Origin of the sequence: Peribacillus sp. NPDC097675 (assembly GCF_050277655.1) — a bacterium.
Lineage (GTDB): Bacteria > Bacillota > Bacilli > Bacillales > DSM-1321 > Peribacillus.
This window is the reverse complement of sequence record NZ_JBNNSK010000004.1, coordinates 219,296-242,230: the sequence shown is the minus strand read 5'-3', so window position 1 is coordinate 242,230 and position 22,935 is coordinate 219,296. Positions and strand designations below refer to the sequence as shown.

At 40.4% G+C, this 22,935-nt stretch carries 19 protein-coding genes; 13 read left to right on the top strand and 6 right to left on the bottom strand.

The window, feature by feature from the left end; all coding sequences use genetic code 11:
* The first annotated feature begins 126 nt into the window (after positions 1-126).
* The 7 genes from ACQKL5_RS08570 (at position 127) to ACQKL5_RS08540 (ending at position 8,165) form a co-directional block, all read left to right on the top strand.
* Positions 127-1,971 (top strand): HI_0552 family protein, encoded by a 1,845-nt coding sequence (locus ACQKL5_RS08570; protein ID WP_427607963.1) that lies wholly within the window; start codon positions 127-129, stop codon positions 1,969-1,971.
* A complete protein-coding gene (locus ACQKL5_RS08565) occupies positions 1,943-4,396 on the top strand; it encodes a DUF2357 domain-containing protein (protein WP_427607961.1) in 2,454 nt (817 codons plus the stop codon). Before ACQKL5_RS08570 ends, ACQKL5_RS08565 begins: the two co-directional genes overlap by 29 nt.
* Before the next feature lie 145 nt (positions 4,397-4,541).
* Entirely contained in the window at positions 4,542-5,048 is a 507-nt protein-coding gene (locus tag ACQKL5_RS08560; protein ID WP_427607959.1) for a hypothetical protein, read from the top strand.
* A gap of 276 nt (positions 5,049-5,324) precedes the next feature.
* The gene (locus tag ACQKL5_RS08555) at positions 5,325-5,810 is read left to right on the top strand and encodes an RNA polymerase sigma factor (protein WP_427607957.1); all 486 of its coding nucleotides are present in this window, start codon (positions 5,325-5,327) and stop codon (positions 5,808-5,810) included.
* Positions 5,803-6,678: a zf-HC2 domain-containing protein gene (locus ACQKL5_RS08550; RefSeq protein ID WP_427607955.1), complete on the top strand. Its 876-nt coding sequence runs from the start codon at positions 5,803-5,805 to the stop codon at positions 6,676-6,678. The genes ACQKL5_RS08555 and ACQKL5_RS08550 overlap by 8 nt, the downstream gene beginning before the upstream one ends.
* Positions 6,679-6,705: 27 nt before the next feature.
* Positions 6,706-7,563, top strand: a complete 858-nt coding sequence (locus tag ACQKL5_RS08545; protein WP_427607954.1) for a DUF6843 domain-containing protein — start codon at positions 6,706-6,708, stop codon at positions 7,561-7,563.
* Positions 7,564-7,649: 86 nt separating this feature from the next.
* The gene (locus ACQKL5_RS08540) at positions 7,650-8,165 is read left to right on the top strand and encodes a cupin domain-containing protein (RefSeq protein WP_427607953.1); all 516 of its coding nucleotides are present in this window, start codon (positions 7,650-7,652) and stop codon (positions 8,163-8,165) included.
* A 251-nt stretch (positions 8,166-8,416) separates the two neighbouring features.
* On the opposite strand, the gene ACQKL5_RS08535 is transcribed toward ACQKL5_RS08540, so the two are convergent.
* Genes ACQKL5_RS08535 through ACQKL5_RS08525 form a run of 3 tightly spaced genes read right to left on the bottom strand, consistent with a single transcriptional unit; the run spans position 8,417 to position 11,815 of the window.
* A complete protein-coding gene (locus ACQKL5_RS08535; RefSeq protein ID WP_427607952.1) occupies positions 8,417-9,373 on the bottom strand; it encodes an alpha/beta hydrolase in 957 nt (318 codons plus the stop codon).
* Positions 9,374-9,425: 52 nt separating this feature from the next.
* Positions 9,426-10,184 (bottom strand): SDR family oxidoreductase, encoded by a 759-nt coding sequence (locus ACQKL5_RS08530; protein ID WP_427607950.1) that lies wholly within the window; start codon positions 10,182-10,184, stop codon positions 9,426-9,428.
* 14 nt (positions 10,185-10,198) lie between these two features.
* Positions 10,199-11,815 (bottom strand): flavin-containing monooxygenase, encoded by a 1,617-nt coding sequence (locus tag ACQKL5_RS08525; protein ID WP_427607949.1) that lies wholly within the window; start codon positions 11,813-11,815, stop codon positions 10,199-10,201.
* A 96-nt stretch (positions 11,816-11,911) separates the two neighbouring features.
* On the opposite strand from ACQKL5_RS08525, the gene ACQKL5_RS08520 reads away from it, so the two are divergent.
* On the top strand, positions 11,912-12,604 hold the full coding sequence (locus ACQKL5_RS08520; RefSeq protein ID WP_427607947.1) for a LuxR C-terminal-related transcriptional regulator: 693 nt from the start codon (positions 11,912-11,914) through the stop codon (positions 12,602-12,604).
* A 157-nt stretch (positions 12,605-12,761) separates the two neighbouring features.
* On the opposite strand, the gene ACQKL5_RS08515 is transcribed toward ACQKL5_RS08520, so the two are convergent.
* Positions 12,762-13,571: an SDR family NAD(P)-dependent oxidoreductase gene (locus ACQKL5_RS08515; RefSeq protein WP_427607945.1), complete on the bottom strand. Its 810-nt coding sequence runs from the start codon at positions 13,569-13,571 to the stop codon at positions 12,762-12,764.
* 415 nt (positions 13,572-13,986) lie between these two features.
* On the opposite strand from ACQKL5_RS08515, the gene ACQKL5_RS08510 reads away from it, so the two are divergent.
* Both ACQKL5_RS08510 and ACQKL5_RS08505 read left to right on the top strand, forming a co-directional pair.
* Entirely contained in the window at positions 13,987-14,730 is a 744-nt protein-coding gene (locus tag ACQKL5_RS08510) for an SDR family NAD(P)-dependent oxidoreductase (RefSeq protein ID WP_427607944.1), read from the top strand.
* 54 nt (positions 14,731-14,784) lie between these two features.
* The gene (locus tag ACQKL5_RS08505) at positions 14,785-15,372 is read left to right on the top strand and encodes a TetR/AcrR family transcriptional regulator (protein ID WP_427607942.1); all 588 of its coding nucleotides are present in this window, start codon (positions 14,785-14,787) and stop codon (positions 15,370-15,372) included.
* Between the two features lie 170 nt (positions 15,373-15,542).
* On the opposite strand, the gene ACQKL5_RS08500 is transcribed toward ACQKL5_RS08505, so the two are convergent.
* Positions 15,543-16,985, bottom strand: a complete 1,443-nt coding sequence (locus ACQKL5_RS08500; protein WP_427607940.1) for a GntP family permease — start codon at positions 16,983-16,985, stop codon at positions 15,543-15,545.
* Between the two features lie 191 nt (positions 16,986-17,176).
* The gene (locus ACQKL5_RS08495; protein ID WP_427607938.1) at positions 17,177-19,165 is read right to left on the bottom strand and encodes a YjhG/YagF family D-xylonate dehydratase; all 1,989 of its coding nucleotides are present in this window, start codon (positions 19,163-19,165) and stop codon (positions 17,177-17,179) included.
* Between the two features lie 450 nt (positions 19,166-19,615).
* Between ACQKL5_RS08495 and ACQKL5_RS08490 the strand changes: the two genes are divergently transcribed.
* From ACQKL5_RS08490 to gucD, 3 genes are all read left to right on the top strand, one after another.
* Positions 19,616-20,383, top strand: coding sequence for an IclR family transcriptional regulator (locus ACQKL5_RS08490; protein WP_427607936.1), 768 nt, complete (start codon positions 19,616-19,618; stop codon positions 20,381-20,383).
* 71 nt (positions 20,384-20,454) lie between these two features.
* Complete coding sequence (locus ACQKL5_RS08485) at positions 20,455-21,348, top strand: fumarylacetoacetate hydrolase family protein (protein ID WP_427607934.1); 894 nt, start codon at positions 20,455-20,457, stop codon at positions 21,346-21,348.
* Positions 21,349-21,451: 103 nt separating this feature from the next.
* Entirely contained in the window at positions 21,452-22,918 is a 1,467-nt protein-coding gene (gene gucD, locus ACQKL5_RS08480) for an alpha-ketoglutaric semialdehyde dehydrogenase GucD (protein ID WP_427607932.1), read from the top strand.
* Positions 22,919-22,935 lie beyond the last annotated feature (17 nt).

The following is a 22,935-nucleotide window of genomic DNA, read 5'->3' as shown; positions in this document are numbered from 1 at the left end:
AATATCCTGAATGAAATGAATCTCACATTGCAATACTTCATTGTATATATAATAGTTATGTATGATAGATTGTTTTTTATTTCAGTGGCGAAAATTGAAATTACAAGATACAGGGAAGGGAAAATCATGAGAATTGATAATAAATCATTTGAAGTTTTTGAAAGAGAGGATTTTATTTATAGAGTAGGCGGGGAAGATTCCAAGAAGGTCAAAGGTGATTATTCGTCTGCTTGGAATGAATGGAAAGAGATTGTTAGTGTTTCTGTGAAGGATTCAAAATGTGAAGGACTATCAGTTGACAGTACGGAAATGTGGCAAAATAGCGGGAACCTATCCAAAAGATTTTGGTCGAGGGTAAAGGATAGTCGGTTATTGGAAAGCCGTTCGTGCATTGCTGCCATGATTAGTAAGGATAACTTAAGGGTTTATTTAGAGTGGCATGCTTATAAAGATAAAAATTTGCATGGCATGAGAAAAATACATAATGAATGGATTTTTTTGATTGAGGAATGGATTAAAGAGAAATCCATTGATGCAACTGAATATAAAGTATGGACTAATAAAGACGAAGATGAGCAATATTTAAACTATCATACGTTAGCTGAATTCATACATGATAAAAGCGTAAAAGAGAATCTATTGGAAGTATTGAATAGTGATAATAAAAATTGGATTCGTGTAGGCAAGGTATTCAAGAAAGAAACTGTTATAAAAGAAGAAGAAATGACCGAGGTTATGGGTCTTGTAATGAGTGAACTAGAATGGATTTATAAAAAGGTGGCTGTAAAAACTATTAAATTAGATGAAAAGGAAGAAAAAAATGAGGTTCCTATTCAAAATGAAACCCCCAGTGAAATAAGGGAGAATTCCTATACATTTTTATCGAACAAAGACCTCATCACCCATATCCATTCCTACATAACTGCCAAAGGTTTCTTCTACACGAGAGAAGAAGTCACGAATCTGTTTCTCTCTCTAAAAACAAAGCCATTCGTAATCCTTTCGGGTATTTCCGGTACGGGGAAGACGAAGATTGTGCAGTGGTTTGCGGAGAGTGTGGGGGCGACGGAAGAGAATGGGCAGTTTACGTTAATTCCGATTCGTCCGGATTGGAATGATGGGTCAGATTTGCTTGGGTATGTGGATATTAAGGGCGATTTCAAGCAGGGTCCGTTTACGAGGGTGATTGAAAAGGCAGAGCAGAATCCGGATGATCCTTATTTTGTGTTGCTGGATGAGATGAACCTGGCACGGGTGGAGCATTACTTCAGTGATGTGCTGAGTGTGATGGAGAGCCGGAAGTGGGAGGACGGAAAGATGGTTACGTCCACTCTTTTATCTGCGGAAATGGCGAAGCGGGATATCAGGCTGCCTGTGAATATGTATGTCATCGGGACGGTCAATATGGATGAAACGACTCATCCTTTTAGTAAAAAGGTGCTTGACCGGGCGAATACGATTGAATTTAACAGAGTCGAGTTATCGAATCTTTCCTTTTTGGAAGAACAGGAAGAAGTTGAGCCAAAGCTGGTTCAGGACCATATGTTCAGGTCGAAGTATTTGCACCTGAAGGATCTCTATCTCGGAAATCAAGAATTGGTTCAAAAGGTCACGAATGAATTGGAAGAAATCAATAAATCGTTGCAGCTAACAAATGCCCATATCGGGTATCGGGTTCGCGATGAGATTTGCTTCTATCTTGCCTATAATGAAGAAAGTGAATTGATGGATTTCAATACAGCGTTCGATCATTGCATATTACAAAAGATTCTGCCGCGCATTTCCGGAAGTGACAGTCGGGTGGATAGGCTACTTAAAGGGTTATATCAGTTATTTACCAACAAAGAATATAGCGACGATCCAGCTTGGAATGAAAGTGGTAAGCTGAAGTATCCAAAGAGTGCGGCTAAGGTAGTCGAGATGTTAGGGAGGTTAGAAGAAGATGGCTTCACTTCCTTCTGGATCTCCTGATGATGTCACGCTGGTCAAAATAGAGACTGATAGCCTTTCTCTTGCAATCAAGGGAAAGCCGTTCCATCACCGGTATGAAGGATTAAAGCAGTACCGCAAGATGGATTATCATGATGTGATGCAATTTTCCGTACAGGGTGAAGGCATACAAAATGTGGAAGTCTATGATATTGAGTCAGGAGAGTTAACCGACTCCCAGGACGTCCGCCCAATCTTCTTCGAGAATGGGACGTATCAAGTGATTGTGGTTTCGAAACGGAATCAAGAAATGGAATTCTATCATGAGCATCCCATCCTTCGCCAAGCGGTATCAAGAGTGGACCTAGCGGAAATTCCGATGTTGATGGGGAATCTTCAGTTTCAGAATGAGGTCGGGTATACGACTTTCGAAGTTCGCTCCAAAGATCGCGTGCTAGTGGAAGTGACACTTGAGATTTTCCCGGTCAAGTTGGATTATCAGAAGGATTACCGGCAGTTGCTGGATGAAGTGAATGATGAGATCTATAACTTGGCTTTTCACTTTATCCGAAAAACCTACTTAGGGGCGAGCATTAAGTTGGATGGAAAGCCAAGCCTTGCGGAATTTTACCGATTGATAACTAAGCACTTCAACCAGTTCGTCCGGGCAGTCAATCGTATTGAGCGCCAACCACATCACAAGTTGGAAACGACGTATGTGAAAGTACGCGGTGATCAAATGAGCAAGGCTGATTCCTATACCCGGAAGTATCTGCAAAAGCGAAGTCAGTCGTTCGTGGAAGTGGAAAAAGGGGTTCTCATTCATGGGAAGACGATGATGCCACGAGTTGGGATCAAGCCCAAAAAAGAGCTGCGGTACGATACGAATGAAAATCGCTATGTCAAATGGATGATGGAACGGTTGATACATAAATTCGATGATTTGTTGGAGGCTTTGACGAACCAGAATAAACGATTTAAGGAAAAACCAGATCCGGAACTTTTGTTGCGTTTGAGTGAAATGAAACAAAAGCTTGAAACGATAAAGAAGAATGTATTTTGGCAGAGGATCGGTAGGCTTGATCGTTCGGTGCTGAGTTTGGTGTTGCAGATGGCACCGGGTTATCGAGATGCGTTTCAAATTTTCTTAACGGTTTCCAAAGGCCTTATGCTGCAAGGAAAACTTTATCAAATGTCAGTGAAGGACGTGGCTACCCTATATGAATACTGGACCTTTTTGAAGCTTGGTCAGATTCTGAACAGGAAGTATACGCTGGTGAGTCAAGATATTGTCAGTGTGAACAGAGAGGGGCTCTTCGTAAACTTGGAAGCCAATCGTACGGCAAGACGAGTCTTCCAGCACCCAGTGACAAAGGAAAGGATCGAACTCACGTATCAAAAGTATGTCGGGAAATTGCCGACCGTATCGCAAAAGCCTGATACGATGCTGACGATTGCGAAAAAAGGCAAGAACCACAGCTATAACTATGTATTCGATGCCAAATATCGAATTGATTATGCCCAGCCGGACAGCTATTATCAAAGTCGTTATCAAACACCTGGACCCATGGAAGAGGATATCAATACGATGCATCGGTACCGGGATTCTATTGTTTCGATGAATGACGGTCCATACGAGCGGACGGCATTCGGGGCTTATGTGTTGTTTCCCTGGTCTGATGAACAAAGCTATAAAGAGCACCACTTTTATAACAGTATCGATTCGGTCAATATTGGCGGCCTGCCATTTTTGCCACAGGCCACGGATATGGTCGAACAATTCATCGAACACCTCATTGAAAAAAGTCCTGAGGAAATCCAAGCGGAAGGGATCTTACCTAGGGGAACGAAAGAGGAATGGACATCCACTTTAGAGGAAAAAGTACTTGTCGGAACGGTTTCGTCTGAGGGGGATTATCGAGATTTCATCCAACAAGGATACTATCAAATCCCGGTTGCTAGTTTGAGAAAAGGCTGGCAGGAAGCGAAATATGTAGCCCTTTATAAGACTTCGGATCTTGGAGAGAACGGCATTACAGAGTATGGTGAAATCAAGAGGTTATCAACGGATGAACATTTCGTGAAGTTCTATGTGGAAGTCTGGAAGAATACGAAGCAGGTAATCCGTCCGGTTAAATACGGAATCGCCACCTATATGACAACCACACTAACTCAACTAAACGAAGCGAAAGAGTTGCCAGAGTTATACATGAAGAACAAACAGGAAACAACTCTTTGGAGGATGCTTAGAAGGATATCGGATCAGATTCAAATCAGCCTGGATAATCAGGTCGTCGATTACGCCTCTAAGATTGGAACATTTTCATTTAAAGATATCGATATTCGGTTGAACCAAGAAGAACAAACCTTATCGATAAGTAAGAATAGCGAGATACAGGTACTAAGTACAGAGTTATTGATTCACCAGCCATCGAAGGTATTTAGGGAAGTGCTTAGAATGCTTTAATAAGATGCAAATCCATTTTACTATTCGTAAAGTGGATTTTTTTATTTGGAATTTATTGTATCGAATAAATGTGTCACTATCGTTATACTTACATTAAAAGTAATTTAAGTAAAAAATAACTTGAGAGAAAAGGGAGGGAATGTGTGTGGTAACTAATCGTTTCGAAACAATTAATTTGCCCAGCACATTAAGAGGAAGAAGTTTGCAAGAAAAGGTAATTCCGACGGTTTGTAATTTGAAGAATATGCTAACTAAACTAACTGAAGCGAATGGTGATGTATCCAAATTAAAACAGTGGGAGAAAAGGTGTTTTAAGGCGTATCAGCTTGAAGACATTAAGAACGATTTACTTTCTATAGAAGGTAATGAACGAATCAAACTGATAAGAGATCATATTCTAAAAGGGGAACCTACACAATTCGGGGCAAACTGTATTGATATGTATTTAGTGGCGTATGTGACGGAAAACCACTGTATTGGAAAAGAGCAATTCTTTCACTATATGAAAATAATGGGGATATCGGACAAGCCTAATTCAGCCCAAGCCATATGGCAGGTTGGAAAAGGCGATGGTGTATATCTAGAAATTTTACATAATGATGGAACGATTCGAGATTGGAATTTCTTCGCATCGTGGATTAAGGGAAATTAGAATTGGTTTTAGTTTTATGAAAAAGGTCTAATGTCATCATTCAAATAGAGACGGAAAAGCCATAGAAAAGATAATTTCGAATTATACCTGAGAAAATGGGGAAGAAGAGGTTTTTTAATCCACCATTCTAAGACAATGGAGATAAAAGAGTGATCTAAGGCTGTCGACAAAGTTGGCAGCTGTTTTTTTGATATCTGTAGGGAGTTACATTTTTTTATTATTCTTTGTAACGAATACAGTGAATTTCGGATATATAGAGTGAAAGGGGGATATGCCTTGGGGGATCTCCATGAAATTTATGATAGGTATGAACAAGACGTCTTTAAATATCTCATGTGTCTTTGTCGTAATGTTGATTTATCAGAAGAGTTAACACAAGAAACATTCTATCAAGCTGTAAAATCGATTGATAGATATAATGGCGAATGTAAAATGTCAGTTTGGTTATGCCAGATAGCAAAGCACACCTATTATAAGTATCTGGAAAAGAATAAAAAGGAACAGAGAGATGCTGTTCAAGACCATATTTTACATACTTCACCTGAAACTGAATTTATTCATTCGGAGGATAAAATTGCACTATATCGAATCATCCACCTACTTGAAGAACCTTATAAAGAGGTCTTACTTCTTAGAATATTAGGTGATCTTAGTTTTAAAGAAATCGGTGAAATTCAAATGAAGAATGAGAACTGGGCTAGGGTTACGTTTTATAGAGCTAAATTGAAATTAAAGGAGAGGAGCAAGTTAGGCTATGAATGATAAGTGCGCTATCGTAAGAGATTTATTGCCTTCTTATATAGATGATATATGCAGTAAAGAGAGCAAGCAGTTTGTGGGGGAACATCTAGGCTCGTGTGATTCATGCAGAAATATACTCAATCATATGAAATCTGAAGTTGATTTTCCCGATGAGCTGAATACAAAAGAAAGAATGAAAGCGAAGAAACCATTTAAACAACTATCGGAAATTTTTAAAAGCCAGAAAAAACTCACTTTTTATGTACAATCATTAGCACTTATCTCATTGGTGTTAGGAATTTTCTTTCTGACTAATTCAATTGCAGAGATGAAAGAATATAAACAAGAATTAAGGAAGTATGATGTAGTAGATAAAGAAAAAGAGGGGATTACGACTGATGTTTTCCATATTCTTGGTTCCTCGAATAGTGTTTCAAAACAAGAGAAAGAACAACTTCTTCATATCTTTGATAAGTACCAAGATAAACTCAGTTACTTGTCTATTTTTCCTGCAGGAGAAATAGAAGATTGGGTAGAAGAGAATAAATCTGTAGAACAGGAACCTACTACCATTTATCCAGTTGACTATCAGAAGGCAATGCTTGTCATTGGAAGTGATGGATTCATTGATAGAAAAGAACAAATTACTCCAAGTGATTATGATTTAGGAAATGTTGTTATGGCAAATGATAAATGGGTTGTTCAATACGAATACAAAGATTCGTATGAAAGCACCATTGAGAGGCATCACCAGTTAAAATACTATGGGCCTTCATATTGGAGCTTCTTTCAGTTACCTATCTTATTCTTTATTATATTCATTGTTGTTGGTATAATTTGGTATTATCTAAACGAAGAAAATAGTCAGCTAAACGGTCTGATCGATTAATTTAGTTGTTTCTAAAGGAGAAATGCCATGCAGCACATACTCAGTAGAAAAATTAAATCTGTCCTAGTTGCCAGCGTTATCCTTAGCGGGTTCTTTCTTCTTCTGGAGCGCTGGATGTTTGTAATCGTGTTGATCTATGCATTCATCGGGTGTGCCGTATACGGAGTCCCAGTTTCGTTTTTATCGGATGTTGTCACGAAAAAGGCAGGCCCGTATCGTTTTGTTTTGGCTTCGTTGATCTATTCGGTGTTTGGGTTTCTAACCTTCATCGTTTTAGGTAAGTTCGGAGTCTTAGCCGTCGTCTGCTCTTTGCTTTTCTTTCTTTCAGAGGAATGGCAGAGAGCACGAGGAAACGGCAGGGGGCAAAAGCCTGCGAACAAGATGATGTTCATGAACGGGCTATCCACCGTCCTCTTCTTCTCGTTGGCTGGATTCGGGTTAGTGCTATTTCCGGATAGGATGTTTGAAGAGTATACGAATCAATCGTATCTTATTCCAAAAGGGTATGAGGGGGAAGTGAGGGTGGTGCACAATATCGAAGATGCGCCGCCACCTGAGAAAAGTGATGGCTTTGATGTGTACCGATTCAATGATAAAGGCTACACACTCACCCCCCTTCCTGTAAGTGAAGGCATCATCAATGATCAATATTATTATGTAGATGCAGAAGGAAATAAAGAAAAGATTGACAATCGTTGCATCAATTATGGAGGCACGGAAGGTTTGGGGAACGGAGAATACGAATACTCCAGTTCCTACTTTTTTGTCACCCAGACACAATGTGGTGAAGCGTTTGGGGAGGGGAGTTATCCACCCGATATGCCCCGTGGCATTTCGGTAGACCAAATTATCGAGGAAGAAGGGTTGGATAAGCTTACCTACTAGATTGAAATGTAGGAAGGGTATGGTAGTATCAAATGAACGACGCCGTCTTACGGCGGAGTGGACTTTTTGCCTTGGAGGTATTTGCTATGAATGATGCGAACTATTATGTGACGAAACTCGGAATGGAACCACATCCTGAGGGTGGGTTTTATAAACGGACATTTGAATCCGAGGAGCGGACTTCAGATCAGGAGTTATCAGTGAATTTTGAAGGAAAGAGAAAGCTTTATACAAGTATCTTCTTTCTATTGGGTTCGAATGACATCTCCCACCTACATCGCCTGAAATCCGATGAATTATGGTATTACCATGCGGGAAGCCCTTTAACCATCTCTGTGATTGATGAAAATGGGGACTATAAAGAAAGTAAACTGGGGATTGACCTGGACGCAGGGGAAATTCCACAAGTATTGGTGCCCAAAAACTCCATCTTCGGTTCTTCCGTCAGAGATGAAGATACGTTCTCATTAGTTGGGTGCATGGTTTCGCCTGGTTTTGAGTTTCAGGACTTTGAGTTGTTCACCCAAGAAGAGCTATTGTCAAAATATCCTCAACATAGAGATGTCATCATGAAGCTGGCGTACGAAGAAATCCCTACATAACATTCTAAAAAACCATACAAAAGAGAAGTGGATCCCTCTACACACTAGTAGAATATCCACTTCTCTTTTGTCCTAAATGAATACCTGCTTCAAAGCACCGCCGCCCTTAATGATTAAGAGGCATCATCAGTTAAGACACTTATTCTGAACCCAGGTGTTTCTTCCAGATTGAATGCTTTTTTCCTTTCCTTTCGATAGGACTAATCATCTAAAAAATACTGAGCTCTTTGTAAGAGGACAGTCTTTCACAATTATTTCACTTCTACTTCTATCGTTCGATTCAATCCATACTTGGCTGCATCAATATATTCTCGAATTGTTTTGTTCGAGAGGTCAGCTTGTGGATTTAATGACTCGAAGCCATGGTATGCACCAGCATATAAGTGGAAGTCGACATCGACGCCTGCCTGTGCTAATTTGGTCACATATTGCAGTGTCTCATCGCGGAACGGATCGAGTTGGCCTACGCACGTGTATGTGTACGGTAAGCCTTTTAAATCTTCGACAGTTGCTCGAGCTGGTGCCGCATGATGTGGAATATTTTCACTGTCTTTTAAATCACCTAAATACATCGACCACCCATATTCATTTAGGCTATAATTCCATACGTAATTACCTGTGATTTCTTTATTTGAAAAGCTATCGTTTAAATCGTTAATCATAGGATATAAAGGCATTTGGAAAATTAAATTCGGTCCTTGGCGTTCTTTTGCTAATAACGCTAACGCTGCGGTTAAGCCACCACCTGCACTCGCGCCTGCAATACCGATGCGATTCAAATCAATATTTAACTCTTCACTATTGTCAACTATCCACTTCAAGGCGCTATAGCAATCTTCCAAAGGTGCTGGATAAGGATGCTCTGGCGCTAAACGGTAATCAACAGACACTACCACACAGCCTGCCTCTTTCACGAAGCGCTGACATAATCCATCATCACCTTCTGGTACGCCCATTACATAACCACCACCATGAATCCACAACAATGCTGGCAATCTATTTGTCTCGCTTTTCAGCTTATAAACACACACGCGTAATGGGTCACCATCCGGACCATCAATTATTTGATTTACTAAATCTATATCTTCGGCAATTGGTGGTCTTGGCGAACTCGCCATCCCCTCACGTACTGAATCTAAAAAATCAAAATTTAATGGTGGAAATGCATCTAACAAGCCTCGTAATTCCGGGTGAACACGTTTACTCATAAGTGATCCTCCTTTGATAACGCTTATATAATCCTATGAAATAATGTCAATATTAATACGCTAACCAACCTGCATCTACTGGAATGACTGCACCATTAATAAAGCTCGCCTGCTCACTCGCCACTAACAATATGACGTTCGCAATATGGGTTGGCTCTGCTAACTTGGGTGCGTTCATAGCTCCTGAACCCACTTTAAGTTGGCCTAACTCATTTGGCTTTTTAAACACAGTCCCCATTTCTGTATTAACTCCACCAGGAGCTATTGCGTTACACCGAAGCCCTTGATCTGCATACATAAATGCCGTATTTTTTGTCAAACCTATGATGCCATGTTTGGCTGCAGTGTATGCTACGCCTGCACGTGCACCGCTCATGCCTGCCACTGAGGTTAAGTTAATTATGACGCCATGCTGTTGTGGTAAAAATGATTGAACTGCTGCGCGACACATCCGCATTGTGCCCGTTAAATTAATGTCGATGATTTTAGCCCAATAATCATCTTGAATATCGCCTATAGGAGAAAAATCGTCCATGAAGCCTGCATTATTAACAACAATATCAACTTTTCCATAAGCTTCTAACGTTTGTTGAAATAAAAGCTCAACATCATTCGCCGATGTAATATCAACTTTTAACGCTATCGCTTTTCCACCGTTTGCGATAATTTCATTTACTGTTTTGTTTGCCTTTTCAATTTGAATATCAGCTATAACTACTTTTGCTCCATGCTCTACAAATAAGAGTGCTGTGGCTTTACCGATACCTTGTGCCGCACCTGTAATTATCGCTACTTTCTCGTGTAGTATCATGTCGTTACACTCCTTTAATTTTCTGGAATAGATGAATACAACTGAAATTCAGCATAATTCGCAGCAGCAACTGCATCGCATTTCGCACGGTAATGATCAAAGCCACCTAAATAAATAAGAAAACTACGCGGTTTTCCTTCAATATTGGAACCGGTGTACCATGAGTCACCTTTTGTATACAGTGTCATTTCTGCTACTTCACGATTATGTTTGCTCCACGCTTCTTCAGCAGCTTTCGATGGTTCAATCGCATCAATGTCATGATTTTCTATATATTTGATACAATTGCTTATCCAATCTACATGCTGCTCGATAGCAGTCGGCATCACGACAATAACTGATGGGCTTTCTGGACCTGTAATCATAAAGAAATTCGGGAAATCATTTGTGGCTATACCGAGAAATGTTCGAACCCTACCGCCATTTTCCCATTTTTCATTTAATGATATGCCTTGTCGTCCTTTAATATCCATTCTTAGCAACGGTCCGGTCATACCGTCATAGCCTGTTGCGTAAATAATGACATCTAATGGTATTTCTGCGGTCGTCGTTTGAATACCATGTGCGGTAATTCTTTCAATTGGCGTTTTACGTAAATTGACTAAACGGACGTTCGAGCGATTATACGTTTCATAATAATTCGTCCCCAAAGTTAAGCGTTTAACACCATACATGTAATTTGGTAATAATGATTCGGCTATTTCAGTGTCTTGAACAATCGTCTTAATTTTGTTGCGTATGAAATCTGACACAAATGAATTCGCTTGTTCATTGACCATTAAGTCATTATATGTGGTCGTCATATTAAAACCACCTGTTTTCCAAGATTCTTCAAATACAGCTTCACGTTTTTCAGGTGAATCCTCAAATGCGGATATATTTCGAACCGTTATAGCGCTACCGGATGGGGAAAGGTGTAATAATTTGCGGGTTGCTTCGTAGTTGTCTTTCGATTCCTCAATAAACTGATCTGTGTATTCATGATTATTTGCTGGTAAAACGTATTGTGCTGTACGTTGAAACACAGTCAATTGTGCTGCAACTTTTGCTACCTCAGGAATTAGTTGTACACCACTAGAGCCTGTTCCAATGATACCTACTCTTTTATTAGTAAGGTCGACAGAGTTTTTCGGCCATTTTCCGGTATGATAAGCTGTACCTTTGAACTGATTTATTCCTTCAATTTTAGGTAAATTTGTTGCTGATAAACATCCAACTGCGGAAATGAAATATTTCGTCGTTACGACTTCTCCATTTTTTAGTCGTACATCCCAAACGTTCTGTTGCTCATCGAATGTTGCGCTTACAACTTGCGTATTGAATTGGATATCTCTTCTTAGATCTAACTCATCTGTTACAAAGTTTAAGTAGTTTAATATTTCTCGCTGCATTGGGTATTTAGAAGTCCAATTCCACTTTTTATACAACTCTTCGGAGAAGGTGTAACAATAATAAATACTATCAATATCACATTTTGCACCCGGATACAAATTCCAGTACCATACACCTCCAACTTCTGCACCAGCCTCATATACGATAGCATTTAAGTTTAATTCGCGAAGTTTATGAAGCATGTAAATTCCAGCAAATCCTGCACCTACAACGACTGCATCTACTTGTTTATTTTGCATTATTAACCTCCTTTATGTTTAAATTTTAATACAAATACAGAAAATTGAAAATTCCTCTAGATTGGGGTAATCTATATTCAATAAGGGGGAATGAATTTGCAATTATCTACTACCTTTTTAAAAAACATATTATCGCTACGTAGCATTCGGTCACAAGAAGAAATTTTTATAAAATTACTAGAATTATACTTGCAGAGTTTTCCCGTAAAAAGTGCATATTTACTTCGTTATTCTCCAATTGGCCATATAGGGGAAGGTATTATTGCAATTAAATTGAATGATTATAAATTTATTACGCATTATGCAGAGGACCTCCGAAACGTACCCATTATTATGCAAGCTTTGCAAGAACGTCGTGCTCTTTATGTAAAAGGGATCGACTATTTAAAAGTAATGCCTAGCAAATACATTTCAAACAAAGGGTCTGAGCAATTTATCGTCGTTCCTATCTTTCATGGAAACGTATCACTAGGCTATATATGTGGAGACGAGTTTGATAAAAACTTTCAAATTTCAAACACTTTATTGGAAGCGTTTACATTATTCGGTCGTTTAACAGGGGAGCTCTTCGTAATGCAAGATCAATCCTTAGACGTGTGTCCTTTAAGCAAACGTGAACTTGAAGTGATGCAGTATGTAGCATTAGGGGATAGTACGAAAGAAATAGCTTCTTCCATTCAAATAAGTGATGTAACAGTGAATCAGTATATAAAATCAGCGATAAAAAAAATGCAGGCACAAAATCGTGTAGAAGCCATCGTAAAGCTTTGTAAAATGGGTTTGATTTAATAAGCTGTATGTAGCATGGTGGATTACGATTAACAGTGATATAACTTCAACTTCTATGTATTATAACTATGCGTATTTTAGATGACTGCAAATTAAAAATTTAAAAAGCTTACTCAAATTAATTTGAGTAAGCTTTTTTACATAAGTATTGAAGATGTTACCAACTTAAATTAGCATTCTTCACAGCATTTACAGTCGGATTTTGTGCAAGCATACCTCCGTCAGAATTGATAGTTTGACCGGTAATGAAAGAAGACTCGTCGCTTGCTAAGAATAGAGCTAAGTTTGCAATATCCATCGGATCACCGATACGGTCTAATAACTTGACGTCTTTGTATATTTCAATTAAAGCAGCTAAACCTTCAGGTGCATTGTCGATTTTGTCTTTTGGCAAAACCATACCTGGTGAAATGGCATTACAACGGATGCCTTGTTTACCGAATTGTACAGCTGTTGAGCGAGTTAAAGAGATAACCCCCGCTTTTGCAGCAGCATAAGCGGATTTTGTCATTTCACCAACTTGCCCACCCATGGAAGTTGTATTGATGATTGAGCCACCACCATTTTCAAGCATGACAGGAATGGCATATTTTGTACCAAGCATCACTGATTTTAAGTTGTAACGCATTGTTTCATCCCATTCGAATATGTCCATATCACGAACATTCACATCATTTTGGAAGTCTAAGCGTGCAGCATTGTTGTGTAAAATGTCTAGACGGCCGTAGGTATCAACAGCAGTTTGAATCATGTCTTTGATCATTTCTTCATTACCGATATCAACTTGTTTTGCTACGATTTCTCCGCCTGTAGCTTTTACTTCAGCAACTACTCGCTCTAATCCAGCGACGTTAATGTCTGCAGCTACAACTTTTGCGCCCTGAGCAGCAAATAGCTTTACAGTTGCTTCTCCCATACCAGATGCAGCGCCAGTTACGATGGCTACTTTGTCTTTTAAACGATTCATTAATAAGCACCTCATTAAATTTTTTTATGAAGAAGTCATTATAATTGCATTCAAATAATTGTTTTGCTATCTTATTATACGAACTTATTTACACTTTGTAAATTAAAAGATTATTTAGAGGGGGTCATAAACCAGCGACTAAAAGACATAATAATTCTTACAGGTGAAGCATGCGGACAAGGTGCAGAAGCGGCACGGTTATTTTGTATCTTGAAATTCTAGGTGCGTGGTGGTCAAGCAATTGCCGTATCATGTGGTGCGTATTTCCATTACAGATTGGCAAACCATACTGGGCACAGCTATTGAATCATTTGGTGAATGAATATTTTAGTAAGTGCAACAGGCAATTGGCTTCATATGAATCGTAATTTGTTAATGTTGACGGTAACGCATTATATTAAAGGGAGAGAGATACATGAGATTACAAGATAAAGTAGCGATTATTACAGGTGCAGCAAACGGTATGGGTGCAGCTGAAGCGAAAATATTCGCAAGAGAAGGTGCAAAGGTTGTAGCGACTGATGTAAATGAAGAAAAGCTAATGGAGATTGCTGAAGAGATTAAAGCAGCAGGTGGTGATATATTGGCGATGAAGCATGATGTGACATCTGAAGAAGAATGGAAAGCTGTTGTTGCAAAAGCCGTTGATACATATGGTAAAGTTGACGTATTAGTAAACAATGCAGGTGTTGCTACTAACAAAAACTTCGCAACGATGGAGATGTCTGAATGGAATTGGGTAATGGACATCAACTTAAATGGATGTGTTCTAGGCATGAAGTATGCGATTCCTGAAATGCAAAAAGCAGGCGGTGGCTCTGTAATTAATATCTCATCAATCGGTGGTATTGTAGGAATGGCTGGTTCAAGCCCCTATACAGCTGCTAAAGGTGCTTTACGAGCATTATCAAAATCAGCGGCAGTAGAATATGGAAAAGATAAAATTCGTGTAAACTCTGTACACCCGGGTATTATCGTAACACCAATGACTGCTCACACGATGGAAGCAGGTATGCCATTCTATTCAATGCATACACAATTACCTTATATGGGTGAACCTGAAGACGTAGCAAACGGTGTGCTTTTCTTAGCATCCGATGAATCGCGTTTCATGACTGGTGCGGAATTAGTCATTGATGGTGGATGGACTTCATTGTAATAATATTTATACACTTACGCTTTTCATGCTACTATTAGGCAGTAGGTGATAATAATGAAACTAGATCCGCGACAGGTGAGATCAAAAGAAAAATTACATGAAGCATATTTGTCATTGATAATTGAGGGACATGACCAATTATCCATTCAGCAAGTATGCCAAAAAGCAGAGGTAACAAGACCGACTTTTTATAAACTATATAAGGATATATATGAGTTGCGTAAGGATTTAATAGAAAAGCTGCTTATGGAATTAAAAGAAGCTTTAACCATTCAAAATCCAAAGCCACTTAATGTCATAGCTAAAGATGATATGCCAGAGAACTTAATTTTGCTTTTTGAGCATATTCAAAAAAATCACATTGCATATGAGACGTTGCTAATTTATCAACCTGATGCATTATTTATCAACGGTATTCAGGATATGTTAAAAGAATATGTAAGAGACGGGATTTATTTTTCGCAAACTCGTCCATATTTAATTAATGTAAATGAGGAGCTTATCGTTGCTTATGTTGCAGGGGCCTACTTGGAAAGTGTGAGATGGTGGATTAAAACCAATTATGAATCTTCGGCAATCGATATGGCCAAGACGCTCATCGAACTATCTTTAAACGGCCCGTATATAAAGCGACTGCCTTAATGATGACATGAAATAATCCAAAAAAGTCCGGTTCATTAGCCATTCTAATAATAATTGAGTGGCTTTTACTTATTAGATGAGGAATAAAAAATAAAAGAGAAGTGGATCCCTCTACACACTAGTAGAATATCCACTTCTCTTTTTTCCTATAGTAGTAACTATTTAACTCTTTATATACCGATTGTGTTTCGTTTGTCCTTCGATCGGTCCATCATACTGAAATAGGTGGCTCCGATTATAATGATAACAATGATGATTCCTGCGAGAGTGAAGGACGTATTTAATAATAAAATGAATCCTAATCCTGATATGGAAGCGATGGTGGATAATACGGTCCATGTGGAGAATGTTTCTTTCATGCTTAATCCAAAGTATTCTTTAATCATCCAGAATCCTGCGTCATTCACATGGGAGCAGATCGCACTGCCGGCTCCAGTTGCGAGTGTTACCAAGGCTAGGTTCACGTCGTATTGTGCCAAGATCGGGATAACTAATCCTGCAGTGGAGATAGCGGCCACTGTGGCTGATCCTAGGGAAACCCGTAAGATTGCCGCAACTAACCAGGCAAGGATGATCGGCGACATGGCACTGCCTTTGAATAATTCGGCTACGTAATCTCCAACTCCCCCTGTGATGAGTACTTGCTTGAACGCACCGCCTCCGCCAATGATTAGAAGCATCATCCCGATTGCGGCAATGGACGAGGTACAGGAAGCCATGACATCTTTGATTGGAGTCTTTCTTGCGATTCCCATTGTATAGAAGGCAAGGAATAAAGATAATAACATGGCCGTCGAAGCGTTTCCTATCAGACGAACGATTTCTATTAAGGTATTATCTTCAAATCCTACTGATTTTTGAACCATATCAAGGATGGTAGCGATGGCCATTAATATAACAGGGAACATGGCAGTCAAGACACTTATTCCGAAACCAGGTGTTTCTTCCAGCTTGAATGTTTTTTGTTCGCCTAAAGAAGCGATATTCCCCGTTTTCTTGAATGCATCCGGTACAATTTTTTTAGCGAACTTCGTATAGAGGGGACCTGCAAGGATGACGGTTGGTATGGCAACAATGATTCCATAAAGTAAAACCAATCCAATATCTGCACCATATTCACCGGCTATGACGGTTGGCCCTGGATGTGGGGGTAAGAAACTATGTGTGGCTAACAGGGCTGCAGCCATGGGAATACCTAGGTGCAGAATCGATACTTTCAGTTCTTTGGCCATGGTGAATACAATCGGAATTAATAACACCAATCCTACTTCAAAGAAGAGGGCGATCCCGACGATAAAAGAAGCAACCACAACAGCCCATTGAATCTTATCTTCGCCAAATTTGTTAATCAAGGTCATGGCAATTCGCTGGGCTCCTCCTGCATCAGCAATTAACCTACCGAGCATGGCTCCAAGCCCAAAGATTAAAGCGATGTGACCAAGTGTACCGCCTAATCCGCCTTCAATGGTTGTTACGATATCCTTTAAAGGCGTCCCTAGTGCTAAAGAGACGACGAAAGATACTACAATCAATGAAACGAATGTATTTAACTTGAATCCAGTAATCAGAATGAGCAACAAGATAATACCAAACGCTACGATAAGTAATGGCATAATAAACCCCCTATAAAATAATTGAATTATTTCCGTTTGCTTCACTCACTGAAATAGACTCTAGGTTGGCTTATGCTGTCTTGTTTACTAGGTATGAGTTGTGGTTTTTTGAAAAAGATAGAAAACGCTTACATTAAATTCCAAAAAAATCTCATGCTCATAATCGATTCCCAGATTGGGAAGTACACTCATTAATTTTGGACGAGCGGTTTTTCTTCACCTAATGCTTTAACTCCGGCTTGTAGCACTTCAATGATTCGATCGGTATCATAGATATTCCCGCGCCAAGTTCCGCCACTTACTGCTTGAAGGGCCGCCCATAAACGAGTATCATCTGGAAGTTTAGGATCCGGTCTAAGGTCCGGATGAGAATCACGTCCTTCCAAGACTGCCGTTGCTTCTTCTAAAGGAAGTCTCTTATTCTCCGTGCCGACGAAATTGACCGAACCGGCCAATTGGATCCGATCCACAATGATTTCAATGAGATCTCCGTCACGCAATTTTCCAATGGCTCCGCCAGCCAAGGCCTCTGGTCCAATATGTCCAATGCATGCGCCAGTAGAAACTCCTGAGAAGCGTGCATCAGTAAGTAAGGAGACATGTTTTCCGTAAGAGAGATGTTTTAAGGCCGAGGTAAGTTGATAGGTTTCCTCCATGCCGGTTCCCGATGGACCACCGCCCATGACCACCATGATATCTCCTGCCTGGATGCCTCCCGTTTTGATGGCTTTAATCGCTGACTTTTCTGACGTGAACACTTTAGCTATTCCGGTGTGGCGATATACTCCGTCTTCTCCCACAACAGATGAATCAATGGAAGTCGATTTAATGACGGATCCTTCAGGAGCAATGTTTCCTTTTGGGAATGTAACCGTCGAAGTTAGACCCTTTTCTTTTGCGGTGACGGGGTCCATGATAATATCATCAGGATTGATACCGTCATTTTCCATCAATTGTTTTTTCATCAGTGTGCGTCTTTCCGATTGTTCCCACCAATCGAGATTGGCACCAAGGGTTTCTCCGGTAACGGTTAGTACATCTTCATGCAAGACTCCTAATCTTCTTAAGTGAAGCATCACTTCCGGGACCCCACCTGCCAGGAATACCTTTACGGTTGTATGGCCAGTTGGACCATTTGGCAGTACGTCGACTAGGCGAGGGACTTTCTTGTTGATCCTGGTCCAGTCTTCAACGGTTGGTAACTTGCATTTGGCTGCATGGGCAATGGCCGGGATATGAAGCAATAAGTTCGTTGAACCTCCGAAAGCTGCGTGAATCACCATCGCGTTTTCGATTGCTTTATCCGTAAGAATATCCTTGGTGGATATCTTTTTCTGCTCCATTACTAAAGCTGCACGTGCTGATTGCTTCGCCATCTCCACCCATACTGGTTGACCTGAAGGGGCTAGTGCAGAATGAGGTAATGCCATTCCAAGGGCCTCTGCCACGACTTGGGAGGTACCAGCTGTACCAAGGAATTGACAACCGCCCCCTGGTGTAGCGCATGCACGACATCCTAGATCGGCAGCTTCTTGTAACGTGATTTCGTTATTTGCGTATCTTGCCCCGATGGTTTGAATCTTGCCTGCGTCTTCTCCATCGGTAGGTGGAAGCGTCACGCCTCCAGGAACGATGACAGTCGGCAAATCGTGCATGGAAGCTAGTGCGACCATCATGGCTGGAAGGCCTTTATCACATGTAGCGACCCCAATAACTGCCCGGCGCGTAGGCAACGAGCGTATTAATCTCCGGTAAACGATGGCTGCGTCGTTTCGATATGGAAGCGAATCGAACATGCCAGTCGTACCTTGTGTACGGCCATCACAGGGATCGCTTACGAATCCTGCAAAAGGGACGCCCCCTTGTTTACTGATCTCTTCGGCTGACGCCTTCATTAATAACCCGATTTCCCAATGGCCAGTATGATAGCCTAATGCAATGGGCGAACCATCATGATCCCTAATGCCCCCTTGTGTACCGAGGATGAGGACTTGTTTTCCAAGGAGGTTTGAAGCGGACCAACCCATTCCAACATTCTGAGATAATCCAAAAAGGTCACCGCTGGGTGATTCCAACAACATGTTTGGGGTGAGCGGGAGGGAACCATCTGCCCCTTTTGCATGCGTTTGAATTTTGTATAGAGAGACATCTTCTTCGCCAAATATCGATTGAAATGACATGTTTTTACCTCCGTAATCAGATTTTCTATTTCATGGTCTATTAATAACGAAATATTCAGTCACATTTAAACCTAAGAACTATATCTATCTATGAAGTTCTCGGTAAACCCCCCTTTTGTTTTACATTATAAAACAACGTTCATCTATAAAGAACTTAAGTTGTAATCTAAAATAACCATATATTTACATGAAAGTCAATCCATTTTATAGTGCGAATTATCGATAAGGTATCATGATTTTCAGAAGAAATTTTATCCGGATACTAATTCGTTTTCTAAATGAAAGTAAAAAGGGGAGGGTGAATCTAAAAAAAGTTCTATCCCGATAGGTTCATTTTGTAGTAAATCATGTGCCTTGACATTTTAAAAAAACTAGTATTATATTGAATTGTGGGAAAATTTTGTTATTGTAAATCCAAGTTTCATAATTTAAAACAAGTAGGTGACATTCATGCCTGTTATTCAATCAGTGGATCGAGCTCTTCGCATTCTCGATTTGTTTGACGAACATACAACAGAATTGAAGATAACAGATATCAGCAATCAATTAGGGCTTCACAAAAGTACCATCCATTCTTTATTGAAAACGCTTTTAAATCATGGCTATATCAGTCAAAACCCTGAAAATGGGAAGTATGGATTGGGAATGAAGCTTTTTGAAAGAGGGAACTATGTCATCCAATCTTTGGACGTCAGGGATTTATCAAAAAAATACTTAATGGATTTATCGGTGAAAACCGGACAGACGGCCCACTTGGTTATCCTGGACGGCAAAGAAGGGGTCTATATTGATAAAGTGGAAGGACCTATGGCTGTTATTCTTTATTCAAAAATAGGAAAACGAATTCCACTTCACTGCTCCGCGGTTGGTAAAGCGTTAATCGCATTTAAAGATCCGGAAGAAATAAAAAAGATTCTCCATGAATATAGCTATTTAAAGCAAACGGAGTTCACCATTGTAGATGAAGATCATTTCATGCGTGAGTTACAAGAGGTTCGATCTCAAGGGTACGCCATCGATAATCAGGAAAACGAGCCTGGTGTTCGCTGTATTGCAGCACCCATTCGAAATCATGAGAACAAAGTGATTGCAGCGATTAGCCTTTCGACACTGGTTGGTCGTATAGATGACGCCCAGCTAGACGTTTTCGTTGAACAACTGAAACAGGCAACTTATGAATTATCAGAACAAATGGGGAATGGGATACCAATTTCATAGAGTGGTTCCCTCCTCTATTGTCTATATATAAAAACTGTGTTTTATATTATAAAACAAAAGGAGGCTATTCCATGCGTATTATCCGATATATCGATGAACATTCAAAAGCAACGCTAGCAGCTGTTACCAATGAAGGGGAAGTATACCCCCTTCCTCAAGAAGGATTGATTGAATTAATCCAAGAGGCAAACGAACAAAACGTGTCCCCACTCTCTTTCATAGAGAATTTCCTTTCTAAATCCATGCCTATTCAAAACTCTTTAGAAGATTTATCGTTACTCGTTCCTATTGTAGCGGAAGAAGTATGGGCGTCTGGCGTTACCTATGAACGTAGTCTTGATGCCCGTAACTATGAAGCGACAGCTGGAAAGCTTGATGCGACCACTTTCTATGACAAGATCTATGAAGCGGAACGTCCGGAGATTTTCTTTAAGTCAACGGCTGCTCGCACAGTTGGTCCTGGGCAGGAAGTCTATTTACGCAGTGATTCCAATTGGCAAATTCCCGAGCCCGAACTAGGCCTTGTTATCAATCGGGGTGGCGAGATTCTTGGATATACGATTGGGAATGATATGAGCTGTCGTGACATCGAAGGGGAGAATCCTCTTTATCTACCACAAGCGAAAATATGGAAAAATTCATGTTCCATCGGTCCAGCCATTCTCCTTGCCGAGTCCGTGAATGATCCTTATGACTTTGACATCACTTGTAGAATCTACCGGAATGGTGAGCTTAAAGTAGAGGGACAAGCGAATACCAGTCAGTTAAAAAGAAAATATCATGAATTAGTTTCGTTCCTCACTCGTGATAATGAAATTTTTGACGGGACCGTATTGTTGACGGGTACGTGCATCATTCCAGATAATGACTTCACTCTATTGGATGGCGATCAGATTGAAATTGAAATCTCTGGCATTGGTGTTTTGAAAAATAGGGTAAAGTTACCGAATAACATTTTAGTTTAAGCAAATCAGATTGTGTATTCATTTTGTAGTAGAATACTGGTTCAATCGTAATTATCTAATTATTCGTGAAATTAACCATTACAAGAATATGGGGGTATGTAAGATGAACATTAAAACTGAAGAAAAAACGTATTTGAACTATATCAATGGTAAATGGGTACCTGCTTCTATTCAAAAGGTCGATACGAGTATTAATCCTGCCAATCGTCATGAAGTCGTCGGCTATGTACAACAATCAGGGAAAGAAGATTTGGATGATGCGGTTCTTGCTGCGAAAGAGGCACAAGTGTACTGGAGGAAATTATCCGGTGCTGCTCGTGGTGAGTATTTGTATAAGGTAGCGAACGCAATTGAGCGACGTATGGATGAGATTGCCGAAACGATGACGCGTGAAATGGGAAAAACGTTTCCCGAAGCGAAAGGGGAAACAGCTAGAGGTGTCGCTATCCTCCGTTATTATGCAGGAGAGGGAATGAGGAAAGTAGGAGATGTGATTCCTCCTTCGGATTCCGAAGCCCTGATGTTCACCACTCGTGTTCCCCTTGGCGTTGTAGGGGTCATCACACCTTGGAATTTCCCTGTGGCCATCCCCATCTGGAAAATGGCGCCGGCACTTATCTATGGAAATGCCGTGATCCTGAAACCAGCTCAAGAAGCCGCGGTAACCGCAGCCAAAGTACTGGAGTGTTTTGACGAGGCCGGGCTTCCGGTCGGTACGATCAATATGGTAACAGGACCGGGGTCTGTCATTGGTCAGGCGATTACCGATCATCCGGACATTCAAGCCATTTCATTCACGGGATCTGACTCAGTCGGTAAAACGATTGGATTAGGAGCTCTCAAGCGTGGTGCCAAATATCAGTTGGAAATGGGCGGGAAGAACCCTGTTATCGTGGCCAATGACGCCGACTTAACACAGGCTGTGGAAGCAACGATTAGCGGGGGTCTCCGATCCACGGGACAGAAATGTACAGCTACAAGCCGGGTAATCATACAAAGTGAAGTGTATGAGGAGTTTAAACATAAACTGATTGAAAAGATAAAGGACATAAAAGTTGGAAACGGCATGAAAGATGATGTATGGATGGGACCATGTGCAAGTGAGAATCAGCTTAATACCGTCCTTTCGTATGTGGAGAAAGGTATAGAAGAGGGCGCAACATTGATTCATGGCGGTAAACGTATAGAGGATGGGGAATTAGCCGATGGATTCTTCATGGAACCGACTGTCTTTGATAACGTTAGTAACAGCATGACCATTGCCCAAGAGGAAATTTTCGGACCCGTGCTTGCCCTAATTAAAGTGGAGACGTTGGAAGAAGCCGTACACCTGGCAAACGACGTGAAATTCGGACTGAGTGCTTCTATTTTCACTAAAAATATCGGTCACATGCTTTCCTTCATTAATGAGATGGATGCTGGACTCGTACGCATTAACGCTGAATCTGCCGGAGTTGAACTGCAAGCCCCATTCGGGGGAATGAAGCAATCCAGCTCCCATTCCCGTGAGCAAGGAGAAGCGGCAAAAGAGTTTTACACATCTATTAAAACCGTCTTTGTAAAACCATAAAAATATTAACCTGAATC